This is a genomic window from Clostridioides sp. LIBA-7678 (assembly GCF_056716065.1).
In genome coordinates, this window is the sequence record NZ_CP196987.1 from 3,092,965 (window position 1) to 3,107,040 (window position 14,076).

The 14,076-nt window shown below is 27.7% G+C and carries 9 protein-coding genes; 2 read left to right on the top strand and 7 right to left on the bottom strand.

Going from position 1 to position 14,076, the window contains the following annotated elements; all coding sequences use genetic code 11:
- Positions 1-2 precede the first annotated feature (2 nt).
- Together yfmH and yfmF are read right to left on the bottom strand one after the other, a co-directional pair.
- Entirely contained in the window at positions 3-1,289 is a 1,287-nt protein-coding gene (gene yfmH / locus ACTG46_RS14610) for an EF-P 5-aminopentanol modification-associated protein YfmH (RefSeq protein WP_054271229.1), read from the bottom strand.
- A 14-nt stretch (positions 1,290-1,303) separates the two neighbouring features.
- A complete protein-coding gene (gene yfmF / locus ACTG46_RS14615) occupies positions 1,304-2,569 on the bottom strand; it encodes an EF-P 5-aminopentanol modification-associated protein YfmF (RefSeq protein WP_219673173.1) in 1,266 nt (421 codons plus the stop codon).
- Between the two features lie 315 nt (positions 2,570-2,884).
- On the opposite strand from yfmF, the gene ychF reads away from it, so the two are divergent.
- Positions 2,885-3,982, top strand: a complete 1,098-nt coding sequence (gene ychF, locus ACTG46_RS14620; protein WP_054271231.1) for a redox-regulated ATPase YchF — start codon at positions 2,885-2,887, stop codon at positions 3,980-3,982.
- 270 nt (positions 3,983-4,252) lie between these two features.
- Here the strand turns inward: ychF and ACTG46_RS14625 are convergent, their stop codons facing one another.
- The 3 genes from ACTG46_RS14625 to ACTG46_RS14635 form a co-directional block, all read right to left on the bottom strand.
- Entirely contained in the window at positions 4,253-5,290 is a 1,038-nt protein-coding gene (locus ACTG46_RS14625) for an N-acetyltransferase family protein (protein WP_479923059.1), read from the bottom strand.
- 224 nt (positions 5,291-5,514) lie between these two features.
- On the bottom strand, positions 5,515-7,794 hold the full coding sequence (locus ACTG46_RS14630) for a bifunctional diguanylate cyclase/phosphodiesterase (RefSeq protein ID WP_054277283.1): 2,280 nt from the start codon (positions 7,792-7,794) through the stop codon (positions 5,515-5,517).
- Between the two features lie 274 nt (positions 7,795-8,068).
- Positions 8,069-9,523 (bottom strand): UDP-N-acetylmuramoyl-L-alanyl-D-glutamate--2,6-diaminopimelate ligase, encoded by a 1,455-nt coding sequence (locus ACTG46_RS14635; RefSeq protein ID WP_054271233.1) that lies wholly within the window; start codon positions 9,521-9,523, stop codon positions 8,069-8,071.
- 94 nt (positions 9,524-9,617) lie between these two features.
- On the opposite strand from ACTG46_RS14635, the gene ACTG46_RS14640 reads away from it, so the two are divergent.
- Positions 9,618-10,556: an AraC family transcriptional regulator gene (locus tag ACTG46_RS14640; RefSeq protein WP_479923060.1), complete on the top strand. Its 939-nt coding sequence runs from the start codon at positions 9,618-9,620 to the stop codon at positions 10,554-10,556.
- A gap of 109 nt (positions 10,557-10,665) precedes the next feature.
- Here ACTG46_RS14640 and ptsG read toward each other — a convergent pair whose 3' ends face one another.
- Positions 10,666-12,744, bottom strand: a complete 2,079-nt coding sequence (ptsG, locus tag ACTG46_RS14645; RefSeq protein ID WP_479923061.1) for a glucose-specific PTS transporter subunit IIBC — start codon at positions 12,742-12,744, stop codon at positions 10,666-10,668.
- Between the two features lie 281 nt (positions 12,745-13,025).
- Positions 13,026-13,868, bottom strand: coding sequence for a BglG family transcription antiterminator LicT (gene licT, locus ACTG46_RS14650; protein ID WP_407964114.1), 843 nt, complete (start codon positions 13,866-13,868; stop codon positions 13,026-13,028).
- Positions 13,869-14,076: the final 208 nt, after the last annotated feature.

Below are 14,076 nucleotides of genomic sequence, written 5' to 3' on the forward strand. Positions count from 1 at the left end.
CTTTATTTAGGTTCTACAATAGAAATAACACAATACTCTTCTTTAAAGTGTTCTTTTAATCTTTCTTCTACTTCATCAAAAGTAATGTCTTTAACAACATCTAAATAATCTAATATATTTATATCCTTAAATACATAAGATATAAAACTGTTTGCTATAAAATTTATTGAATCAAAGTACTTAATAAATGAACCAATCTTCTTCTTTTTAGTTCTTTCAAATTCTTCTTTAGATAAACCTTCTTTTTTTGAGTTTTCTATATACTCAATAATTATATCTTTTACTTTTTTAGGTTCCTTAGAATCTCCAGCTATTATACTAAAAGCATAATCTACTTGAGATGAAAATCCCGCTCCAAAATTTTCATTTATTAATCCTTGCATATACAAATCTTCATAAAGTTTACTTCCTTTTTTAAATAACATACCTACAAGTATATCAGTTACAATCTCTTTACGTAGAAGTTCTTTTCCTTTTAAACCAACATTACTATCCTTAAAACCTATATTAAACATAGGCATAGATATAGGGAATTTTTCTATGACTTCTTTTTCTTTTACACTTTTAGGTTCTTCTGGATAAAATCTCTCTATACTCTTAGAAAGTTTATCTACATCATAGTTATTTGCTTTTTTAGTTACATCTACAACTTTTTCTACATCCAAATCACCAACAACGAATAAAGCCATATTTCCTGGATTATAGAAAGTATTGTAACATTTATACAGTTCTTCTTTAGTTATCTTATATATACTATCTACTGTACCTGCTATATCAATTCTAGCAGGATAATTTACATACATTGCCTTCAAGCAATTAAAGTATACATTCCAATCAGGGTCATCATTGTACATTTTTATTTCTTGGGCTATTATACCTTTTTCTTTTTCAACATTTTCATCTGTAAAATAAGGTGTTTGGACATAGTCAATTAAATGTTCTAAACTCTCATAAAAATTTTCAGTAGCAGAAAATAAGTATGCTGTCATTGTGAAATTAGTAAATGCATTTGCACTTACTCCTAATTTAGAAAATTTATCAAATGCATCTCCTCCATCAGGTTGTTCAAACATCTTATGCTCTAAAAAGTGTGCTATACCTTCATTTACTCTAATTTTTTTATCTTCTCCAATTGGTATAAATTCCAAATCATTTGAACCATAATTAGTAGCCAAAATAGCATATTTTTTAGTAAAGCCTCTTTTAGGCATAAAGTATACATCTAGTCCATTTTGCAATTTTTCATAATAAACTTCTTCTCTCAATATATCATTAACTATTTTTTCCATAGACATTTCCTCCATTAATTTCTTAAAAAGTATACAGTATCAAGCTCTATACCTTTTATAGCTTCGACTATATCCTTTTTAGTAACTTTTTCTATACTAGATATTATGTCTTCTACTTCAGAATTTGTCTTTGACATAGACTGAGAAAAAGCAAAATCAGACATCCCACCTATATTATCTGTTATAGATTTCATAGAGTTAACTAAAGCAAGTTTGCTATTTTCTAATTCTTCATCAGATATATCTCCTGCTTTTATACTTTCTACTTGTTCTTTTATCAACTTCACAGCTTTATCATAATCTTTAGTTTCTATACCAGAAGATATGAACATAATACTTTTATACTTTTCTATCGAAGAAAATACATAATAACATAAGCTTTCTTTTTCTCTTACATTCACAAATAATTTAGAATGAGGTCCGCCACCTAATACATTGCTTCCAACAACAAGAGCATAATATTTATCTGTATCTGCATAATCAACATTTGCTCTGTAACCCATAACAAGTTTACCTTGAGTTATTTCCATTTGTTCATCTACAATTTTTACTTCATCTACATTTTTTATAAAATCAGCTCTTGGTATATCTATAATATCTTCTCTTTCAAATTTTAGATTCTTACTTATTATATCTACAACCTTATCTTCATCAAAATCACCTTCTACAACTATATCTATTGGTGATGTTTTAAGTATATTTTTATAATGTTCATATAAATCTTTTGAAGTTATACTATCTATTTCATCTTCATAACCAAATTCACTTATACTGTATCTTTCACCTTTACACATAGATTCAATACATTTATCTTGTGCATACTCTTTTTTATCATTTATTACTGATTGTATTTTTTCTCTTAAATTTTCTTTTTCAATATTTAAATATTCTTCTTTAAATCCACCATCTACAACAAGAGTGTTATTTATCACTTCATTAAAAAATTCCACCACTTCTTCAAATATACTCTCATCTAAATATTTTTCACTTATATTAATTATTTTGAAACTCAATACTTGTCTCTCTCCACGCTTTACAGCATCAGCTCCCATAGATGAACCATATAAATCATCTAGCTTATTAGATATTGCTCTTGCACTAGGATATTTTTCACTTCCACTTGCTATTATTGCTGGAATTAGAGCATTTTTTGTAGTTTCTTTTTCATCAAGGATTCTTTGAACATACAAACTTATAAGATTTGATTTAAACTTCTCTGTTTTTATCAAAGTAAGATTAATATTATTACCTAAATTTATTATTTTCTTAGTATTAACCATATGTACCTCCTATTTTTATTTAAACATCAATTTTTAAATTGAAATTTATTTATTTTCTAATTATATATACTAACATATAACAACCTTCTATTTAATTATATCCTTTTTATTATTTTCTAAAAGCAATATTTTTATTTAAATTAAATTCAAATATTATTTAAATCAATCTGCTTTAAAGTCTAGTTTACAAGCTTAATATATATGATGTATAATCAATATGTATGTCTATAATTAAAACAATTTTGCAATCCTATAGATTGATTGTTTAAAGTTATATAAAGAATATAAAAAAGAATAAGAGAGAGGACGATTAATATGAAATTAGGTATAGTTGGTTTACCGAATGTAGGTAAAAGCACACTATTTAACGCAATAACTCAAGCAGGTGCAGAATCTGCAAATTACCCTTTTTGTACGATAGACCCAAATGTTGGAGTTGTATCTGTTCCAGATGAAAGATTGAACAAACTACAAGAATTATATAATTCTGAAAAAATAGTCCCTACTGCTATAGAATTTTGTGATATAGCTGGTTTAGTTAGAGGTGCTTCTAAGGGAGAAGGTTTAGGAAATAAATTTTTATCACATATAAGAGAAGTTGATGCAATAGTCCATGTTGTTAGATGCTTTGAAGATGAAAATGTTATACATGTAGATGGTTCTGTAGACCCACTTCGTGATATAGAGACTATAAACTTAGAATTAATTTTCTCTGATATAGAAATTCTTGAAAGAAGAATCCATAAAACTCAAAAGGCTGCTAAAGCTGATAAGACTTTAGGCTCTGAACTTGATTTACTAAAATCAATCATGTCTACTTTAGAGGAAAGTAAGTGTGTAAGAACTATGCAATTTACAGAAGATGAACAGGTATTCGTAAATTCATTAGATTTACTTACATCTAAACCTGTAATATACGCTTCAAATGTATCAGAAGATGATTTGGCTGATAATGGGGAAAATAATAAGTATGTTCAACAAGTTAAAGCATTTGCCGAAACAGAAGATGCTGAAGTTGTTGTTGTATGTGCACAAATAGAAGCAGAAATTTCTGAACTTGATTCTCCTGAAGAAAAGAAAGAATTTTTAGAGACATTAGGTCTTGAACAATCAGGACTTGACAAACTTATAAAATCTTCTTATGCTTTACTTGGTTTAATTTCATTCTTAACTGCTGGTCCAAAAGAAGTTAGAGCATGGACTATAAAGGTTGGAAGTAAGGCACCTCAAGCAGGAGGAAAAATACATTCTGATATAGAAAGAGGATTTATAAGAGCTGAAACAATAGCTTTTAATGATTTAGTTGAGCATGGTACTATGGCTGCTGCTAAGGAAAAAGGATTAGTTAAATTAGAAGGTAAGGAATACATAGTTAAAGATGGAGATGTTATATTATTTAGATTTAATGTTTAAAATTATTAACTTTGTAGACTTTGGCTATTGTAAGTACTATGATTAGGATATTATAGTTATAATAATGAAATTTTTTATTATCTTACAATAATTATATAGATTCTTTGCAAAAAAGAGAGTTATTCCAAATGATTTCTAATAATCACAATGAAAAACTCTCTTTTTTGTATGATAAAATCTAATCTATTACATATAACAATTAAATTTAAAAGTTACTTTTTGTTTTTTAATAAGACTTTAGCCTCAAGTCTTGGTTATAAAATTATATTTCTAAAATAGATTTAATATACCTATAGAAATTACTACTGTTGCTACTGAAAGTATTTTACTATAATCCCAAATACGCCTTCCACCAAAGCATTCAAATGGATAAAAAGGTATACTATGTAAAATCAACAAAGTCTTTCCAAGTGAAACTATGTATTCACTAAATTCTGATTTTCCTACAACTGCTATCCATAAAACAAAACACAATAATCCTAACCATTCAAATAATCCTTCAATAGCCATGTTGCGTCTAAAGCTAGCAGTTGATTTGTAGTCTTTTGGATAAAATCTACCTATCATTGGCCATATACCACCTAATACTGTCACCAATAATGATATAAACAATCCACCTCGTGTAACAGTAAATATCCATTTTTCGGGTAAAATTAAGGTTGCAAACATTCCACTAATTAAGGAAATAATCAACAAAGAAAAAAATGCACCTACCATGACGCTACAATCAATTAAATTATTATCAAACAATAAAATAGGAAACAATATCAATAAGTTCAAAATTATGTAAGTTCCTAATTGTCGAATTGATGAATTGCTTTTTTGTGCTGAAGTACTCCATAGATGAAACCCAGAGGCAATAAAAAGCGTGCTGTGTATCCATAATTGTACAGTCCCAATTAGCCCATAATTTTGTAACATCTGTGTAAAACTCATAATATTATATCCATTATTTTCAAAAAGCTTCCATGACGCAACATTATCATCTTTTACAGTGGCAGTTACTGTTTTGCAACCCTGCTCTTTTAAAAACATAGTTACCTTTTTATAAAGCTTACTTCCTATTCCTTTACCCTCATAACCTTTTTTTACATAGGCTGTTTCTAAGTAACCAATCTTTTGACTATTTTTTGCATGAAAAATTCTATAAGAAGCCATCCCAACAATATGTCCATCCACTATAGCAAGAAAAGCATCTTTTGGTTTCTTGAATGCCAGGCCTTCAACCAATCCAAAGCTTGATTTACCAAGTTCCCACACAAACCTTCTTTCATCAGCTTCCATTTCTCTAATTATTATATTATCCAAATTTATCCTCCCAATTTTTCAAATAATGTTTAATATACTTAACTGCATAAACCATACTATCAAACTGTTTATATCAGAATATTTCATATATTTCTTTTAAAATATCATTTAATTCCTATAACAATTTAGATTCTTGTAATAGTGTATTTTTATATAAAAAAAGTGAGCATTGATTAAACAAGGTTCACTTTTTATAAATTTTTATGTTATGTTTTATAATTTATTTAATTTGTTTCTTTTCCTTTTACAATATATCTATCTAAGATTAGTTTTTCATATTTTTCGATTGGCATTGGTCTAGCAAATAAAAAGCCTTGAGCCATATCACAACCTATAACTCTTAAAAATTCAGCTTGCTCCAATGTCTCGACTCCTTCTGAAACAACTTTTATATCAAGCTGCTTTGCCATTTGAACAATACTTGAAACTACAATTTGACTTTTTTTCATATCTCCTACTGTTATAAAAAATTCCCTATCTAATTTTAATACATCAATTGGCATATCTTTAAGCATATTCAAGGAAGAATAACCTGAACCGAAATCATCCATAGAAATTTTGAATCCAACAGACTTTAAATCCTGCATTATTTTAAACAATATTTTTGTATTATCAAAAATTGCACTTTCTGTCAGCTCAATTTCAATTAAATCTGGTTCAATCCCATATTCTTTTGTTATATTTTCAAGCTCAAATATAAAATCTGGGTTCTCAAGATGCACCCTTGATAAATTTATTGATATAGGAAATGTAGGAAAACTTTCATTTTCCCAACGTTTAAAATTTTTACAAACTTGAGTAAATACAAACATATCTAATTCTGTTATGAAACCATTCTTCTCAAAAATAGGAATAAACACACCTGGACTTATTAATCCTTTTTTAGGATGCTGCCAACGTACAAGAGCTTCAGCACCTACAATTTTAGCAGTTGATAATTCAATTTTAGGTTGTAAATAAACTTTAAATTGTTCATTTTTTAAAGCATCATGCATTTCTTGTTCAATATCACGTTCTTCTATGAGAGTCTCTTTTAAGTTTTCAGCATAAATTTCATAAACTTTTAAATATTTTCTTTTTACTGTAGTTTTTGCAATCATAGCTTTATCAAGACAGGTAGAAATATTTGTTTCTCCCTCTTCAACAAAGTATACTCCTATCGATGGAATTAAATTTAGCTCTACTCCTAGGCTAGTTTTTATCATTGACATTTTTTTACGTATAAGTTCACATATTCCAATAACTGATTCTCTATTGTTTTTCTTTTCAAATATTATTGCAAAATTATCATTTGAAATTCTTGAAAATACAGATTGCTCTTTAAACATACTCTTAATTATCTCTGCTATTTCTTTTAATACTCTATCTCCTTCTTCATATCCAAACCTATCATTTACTAGCTTAAACTTATCCACATCAAAATAAATTAAAACTAGATTCTTCTTCTCATGAGATGATAAAAATTTGCCACCCTCAAGATTAAATTTATTTGAATTTCCGATACCTGTAACGTTGTCCTTAAAAGCAAAATCTTCTAATTTTTCCTTACTCTTTTTTTGTATAAACAATATGTAAATTGTTAATGCAGTAAATATTATAATCAAAACTACACATGCTGATAATGTAAGCTTTATAATAGCATATGACTTCTCAGATACAGCAGTTTTAGGTACTTCAGAAAAAAGATACCAATCATTGATTCCTATTGGTGCATAACTCAAATAATATCCTCTTCCAGACATATTATAACTCAATGAACCAGACTTAAAATTTTTTATGTTTGACTTCATGTTATTAAGAGTAGGCTTTGATAAGGCATCACTTTTACCAATATAAGTAAATAAATTTTCCTTATTAGTGTTAGCATTTTTACTACTTGGATTTAAAACAATATCTCCATTACTCTTAGCTATATAAGAATATCCTCTTCCATTAAAGGTTTGCACAGAAAGAATCTTTTCATACAACTTGGTGTTATGTGTGGCAAATATGACCCCTTTAACCTCATTACCTTTATAAATTGGTACAGAATATACATTAATGTCGCTATTAACATTTTCATTATCTTTTATTACATCTTTTAATTTACCTGTTATGGCCACTTCTCCCTGCATTGATTTCAAGAAATAATCCCTTTTCGAGAAATCTTCTATATGACCATCCGTAGTATATGCTGTGCCATTTGGTAAAATAACCCCCATTCTTTTGAATGAGCTATTGACAGCTTCTCTTTTAAGTATAGAAAGGATATTATCTACTTCAAAAGACCCTTCTCCTTCAACAAATATTGAAATTGATTGTAATAACTTTATATCTCCATTAATTTGTTTTCTCAACACATTGACGCTTTGATTTGCTATTTCTGAAAGATATTGATTCGTTTCTTCACCTAATGTCTTATTCAACCTTGAACCATAAATCAAACAGGAAATTGTAATTACTAAGATACTTATTACGGCAATTATGGACAAACCATGCCTATTATTTTTTGCATCACTTAACATTATGCTTCCTGCCTTTCTAGAATCTCTACATATAATTATTATTTTATGTCAATTACTGTAAGCATTTTATAATGATACTTATTTTTCCATATTTACTGTAATTATACAAAATTATAAACTTTATTACAATAATAAATTAATTAATGTAGATATTAGAACTCCTATTATTGTATTACTTATTTTACAATAATTTCCATATACAAAATAAAAATGTAATATCAAAATAGATTTTGATATTACATTTTTAGATGTCTTGTTTTATTAGATTCTCATATTACATTTTACTTAAACATTCATTTGCAACTTCTTTATCATCAAAATGATGCTTAACTTTACCTATAATTTGATAAGTCTCATGTCCCTTACCTGTTATGATAACAACATCATTTTTCTTTGCCATACTTATAGCCTCTGCTATAGCTTGTTTTCTATCCGAAACAACATGATAATTTTCTTTTTTCTTATCAATTCCTTCAAGTATATCTTTTATTATTGCTTCTGGTTCTTCAGTTCTTGGATTATCAGAAGTTATAATACATAAATCAGAATACTTTTGTCCAATAGCTCCCATTAAAGGTCTCTTTTCAGTATCTCTATCTCCACCACATCCAAACACAGAAATTATTTTTCCTTCTGCAAATTGTTGAGTTGTTTTCAATACATTTTCAAGTGCATCAGGAGTATGAGCATAATCTACAATTACACTGATTCCCTTATCATTCGGAACTGTTTCAAACCTTCCTGATACTCCATTAGAAAGTCTAAGACCTTCTTTATACACTGGCTTAGGTATGCCAAGTACATAGCAAGCAGCTATAACTGCCAATGTATTATATACTGTAAACATCCCTGGAACAGGTATAAATATAACTTCTTCATAAGAAGGTGTTATCAACCTATAAGATACTCCATCCGAATCTGATTTTATATCTCTAGCCATAAAATCAGCTTTAGTATCAACACCATAAGTGTAACAAGGTACATTTAAATCTTTTATATTTTCATATATCTTTTTTCCACCTTCATCATCTATATTTATTATATTTGCCATAGTAGTCTTAAAAAACAACTTTTCTTTGGCTTTTCTATAGTCCTCTAAGTCTTTATGAAAGTCTAAATGGTCTGGTGTTAAATTTGTAAATATGCCCACCTTGAAGTCTGTCTCATCAACTCTATTTAATGCCAATGAGTGTGATGAAACTTCCATCGCACAGTAATCACATCCATTATCTAACATATTATTAAAATGATATTGTAAATCTATACTTTCTGGAGTCGTTGAACTAGAAACAATGTCTTTTTCACCATCAAAAATTTTTATAGTTCCTATAAGACCAACTTTATTTTTATTTAAAGTTAATATCTCATTTAATATAGTAGTTATACTAGTTTTTCCATTAGTACCTGTAACTCCTATAACATTAAATTTCTGAGATGGATGATTGTAAAAATTGTCAGCTATCTTTGCCATATCTTTTCTTGTATCTTTTACCTTTATAAATGTATATCCTTTTATTTCTACATCTTCTTCAACAATAAAGGCTTTTGCTCCCTTTTCTATAGCATCTTTTATATACTTATGACCATCTGACACAAATCCTTTTATGCATACAAATAATGTACCTTCTGTAACCTTTCTTGAATCATATTGTACATTATTAATATCTATATTTAATTCACCTTTGACATTGACTATATCCAAACCTTGTATAATATCATTTAATTTCATAAATGCTTTCCTCCCTTTAAACTCTTTCTGCTAAAATTACACTACATATAATATTATATTAAGAATTTTTTACTATGTGAATGGTTAAAAATGCTTGAAATATTGCAAAAAATGCTCTATAATTTTTTATAATATAACTCAAGAAAGGTCTCATATAAAAGCTATGGATAAAAAAATTGGGTACTTAAATGATAATTTTAAAATATTTAATATTAGAGACAAAAAAGATATAAAATTTGAATACCATAATCATGATTTTAATAAGATAATTATATTTATAGATGGAAATGTCACTTATTTTGTTGAAGGAATTCCCTATAAACTAAAACCTTGGGATATACTTTTTATCAGTAATAATGAAATCCATAAACCAGTTATAGATTCAGATGTATTTTATGAGAGAATTGCAATATGGATTAGTCCAGAATTTATGAAAAAAAATAGTAATATTACTAGTGACTTAGAAAAATGTTTTAAAATAGCCACAGAAAATAAATGTAATAGATTACGTTTAAATATACATGATATTCAATCCATTAAGACTTTTATTGAACAAATAAATATTTCTGAATCTAACAATGAATTTGGAAATGAACTATTGAGAAACACATTGTTTATACAACTTATGATATTCTTAAATAGAATTTTCTTAAAAAGTGAAAATACAGAATCAACAGAAGATGTTTTTTATGATGAAACTATAAAAAAAATATTAAACTATATAAATTCAAATATAGATAATAAGCTTTCCATAGATAGCATATCATCTGAATTTTTTATAAGTAAATATTATCTTATGAGAAAGTTTAAGTCTTATACTGGGACATCCATACACAATTATATAGTCCAGAAAAGATTAATTTTGGCAAAATCATTAATAATTAATGGTAATCTTATGAGCGAAGTTTGTAGTAAATGTGGATTCAACGATTATTCTAGTTTTGTAAGAGCATTTAAAAAGTATTATGGGGTATCTCCCAAAAACTATATAAACAATAAAAGCCCTTTAGATATTACTCTTTTAGATGAGTAAATTATTTGTTATAAATGTTGTCTTAATAAACACATGAGATATTAGTCTATTCATCTTACTAATATCTCATGGTTGCTAATATTTTAAAATAAATTAAAATATTATATATCTATCCAATCTTTTCAACATTATCTCTTACTATGCTTACACGATTCTTCTCTTTTGCTATGATTCTTCCTTTTTTAATGCTTAATTTCTGATTTTGCTCTAAATTAGTAAATACTACAGGGCTTATTACTGATAGACCGTTTTTCTCAATATACTCTAAGTCCATTTTCACTAACTTATCCCCTGCTTTGACTTCATCTCCTACATTCACAAATACTTCAAATCCATTACCTTCTAAGTTTACAGTTTCTATTCCTAAATGTATAAGTATTTCTACTCCACTTTTCTTAGATTTTATTATTATCGCATGCTTAGTTGGAAATACAACTCCAATAGTTCCATCAACTGGTGAATATATTAATCCATCATCAGATTTAATTGCAAATCCATCGCCCATCAATCTGCTTGAAAATACAGAGTCTGGCACATCTTCTATGTCTAGTAACTCTCCATTTGTAAGGGCATAAACCTCTTCTTCTAATAAAGAATCTCCCATGTTGACGATTTCTGTATTGTTTTTTCCCACTTTATTTTTATATGTATCTTTAATATTCTTGTCTTCAACTTTTATTTTTCCTTCTATTATATCCTTTATGTCAGACTTTATTACATCTGATTTAGGTCCAAATATAGCTTGAACATTATTTCCAATAACCATAACACCTGCTGCTCCAAGTGATTTTAGCTTTTCTTTATCTACTTTATCTATATCATTTACAACTAATCTAAGTCTTGTTATACAAGCATCTAGACTCTTTAGATTTTCTTTATTCCCTAGGGCAACTAAAATCTCTGATGCTAATTCATTTTTAGACATTTCAACAGTACCTACATTGGTTTCTGACTCATCTTCTCTTCCTGGTGTCTTTAAATTGAACTTTCTTATCATAAATCTAAATACACTATAGTATAATACTGCAAACCCAAGACCTACTAAAATAGCTAAATACCATGGAGTTCTATTAGGGAGTACACCAAATAACAAGAAATCTATTAGTCCTCCTGAAAATGTAAAACCAATTTTAACTCCCAATAATTGCATCACTGCATATGATAAACCTGAAAATAAACAGTGTATTGCAAATAATGCTGGTGCTACAAATAAAAATGCAAACTCTATTGGTTCAGTTATTCCTGTTAAAAAAGAAGTCAATGCTGCTGATGCCATTATACCTGCTACAAATTTTTTCTTTTCAGGCTTTGCTTCATGTACCATAGCAAGCGCTGCTGCTGGAAGACCAAACATCATAAAAGGAAATGCTCCTGTCATAAAAGTACCTGATGTGAAGGTTACTCCATCTTTAAGTTGGGCAAAGAATATCTTTTGGTCACCCATTACAAGTTCACCAGCTTTATTTATGTATTCTCCAAATTGATACCAAAATGGATTATGAAAAACGTGATGTAAACCAAAAGGTATTAATAGTCTTTCTAAAGAACCTTCCATAAACGCTGCTAGTGTTTGATTTGTCTCTATGACATTTTTTGAGAAACTAAGCAATCCCTCTTGTATTGGAGGCCAAACAAAAGACAATATGATTCCTATTGCTATGGCTGCTAATGAAGTAACAATTGGAACAAATCTTTTACCTGCAAAAAAACCTAAATATTGAGGTAACTCAATTTTATAGAACTTCTTATAAAGATAAGCAGCCACTATCCCTATTATGATACCACCAAATACACCTGTTTGAATCGTTGGTATTCCAACAATACTTGCATACATAGAATTATCTATCATACCTTCTGTAACACCTGTCATAACCCCCATAGATGTATTGAGAATTAAAAAACCTACTATGGCTGCCAATGCTGCAACACCTTCTCCTTCAGTCAAACCTACAGCTACACCAACTGCAAATATAAGTGGTAAGTTATTAAATATAATTTGACCTGAACTTTCCATTATACTTATTATAAGTTGAAATGTAGGATTAGCTAAAGCTGGAAAATGAGCTAATAATGCATCTCCTGCTAAAGCATTGCTTATACCAAGTAATATACCTGCTGCTGGAAGTAATGCAACTGGTAGCATCAAAGATTTCCCTACTTTCTGTAAAATACCAAATATTTTTTTCATATACTCTTCTCTCCTTATTATTTTATATTTTTTAAATAAAAAAGACTTAAGTTTATAAAAAATTACATTAGTACACCTAATTCCAAAATCCAACTTATGCTAATATAAATAAATCTATATTAACCTAATTTCAGAATTAAAAATAAACTATTATAATTTTTTTATAAACCTAAGTCTTGCCTGCATCATCAGTAACAATCTTAATGTTTTAAAATTATTATTTTGTATTAACTTTTAAATAATATATTTAACCTATATATTTTGTATCGAGTTCCCTTTTATTATGAGTTTAATACAGATATAACTCTTTTGATATGTAATGTTAAATACAGTAATTCATCTTGACTTACATAGTAATCGTAATTCTTTTCTACATGAGTTTTTATTTTATATGCACAGTTATAATCTTTTTCATACTTTATTTTTATTATATCTATAATTTCATTATTTGCATCATTTATTTCTTCTCTTTTTACCAAGCGATTTGCAAAGAACTTCAAATGAGTAAGAAGCCTATCATAATTTATATCATCTTCTCTAAATTCAACTCTATAGTAGTATCTTATAATATTGAGTATGTCTTTTACTATTTTAGTAATTAATAGAGATTCCTTTGAACTTCCTTTATAATTTGAATTTACTATATGCATGGCTATAAAACCAGCTTCATCAAGTGGAAATTGTACATTAAATTCTTTATTTATATAATCTACAGCCCATTTACCAATCTCATATTCTTTTTTATGTATTCTTTTTATTTCATGTAGTAAATCATTCTTTATAGTTATATTTTCATTATACCTTTTAATAGCAAATGCAATATGGTCAGTAAGCGCTACATAAATATATTCATAAAGTTCAGTATTCAAGATTCCCTCTGCATAAGCAATTATATCTGTGCTAATCTCAAAAAATTTTTCATCAACCTGGCTTGCCAGTTTTCCAATTTTATCTACAAAACTTTCATCCTGTATAACAAAGGTTCTTTCAATTTTACTTTTGTCTACTTCTTGACCTTTCTTTTTCTGAAATCCAATCCCACATCCTGTTAATATCAATTCTTTTTTTATATTTTCATCTAGAACCAATACAACATTATTATTATAAATTTGTTGAATAATCATAATCAATATATCTCCCAAAATACAAATTCACTTATTCATAAAAAAACACCTAAATTAAGATACAATTCACCTGTATATCTTAACTTAGGTATTGCCTGCTTTCCAGTAACAATCCAATTTGTTAATGCTAATAAATATTGTATTCAATTTATGGTTTTATTCTATTATAAATAAATATATCTGTCAAGCAAATTATTGAAAACTATTT

Coding starts and splice junctions, on each gene's coding strand:
- licT (WP_407964114.1), bottom strand. CDS start 13,868: ATGATTATTCAACAAATTTATAATAATAATGTTGTATTGGTTCTAGAT.
- ptsG (WP_479923061.1), bottom strand. CDS start 12,744: ATGAAAAAAATATTTGGTATTTTACAGAAAGTAGGGAAATCTTTGATG.
- yfmF (WP_219673173.1), bottom strand. CDS start 2,569: ATGGTTAATACTAAGAAAATAATAAATTTAGGTAATAATATTAATCTT.
- ACTG46_RS14635 (WP_054271233.1), bottom strand. CDS start 9,523: ATGAAATTAAATGATATTATACAAGGTTTGGATATAGTCAATGTCAAA.
- ACTG46_RS14630 (WP_054277283.1), bottom strand. CDS start 7,794: ATGTTAAGTGATGCAAAAAATAATAGGCATGGTTTGTCCATAATTGCC.
- ychF (WP_054271231.1), top strand. CDS start 2,885: ATGAAATTAGGTATAGTTGGTTTACCGAATGTAGGTAAAAGCACACTA.
- yfmH (WP_054271229.1), bottom strand. CDS start 1,289: ATGGAAAAAATAGTTAATGATATATTGAGAGAAGAAGTTTATTATGAA.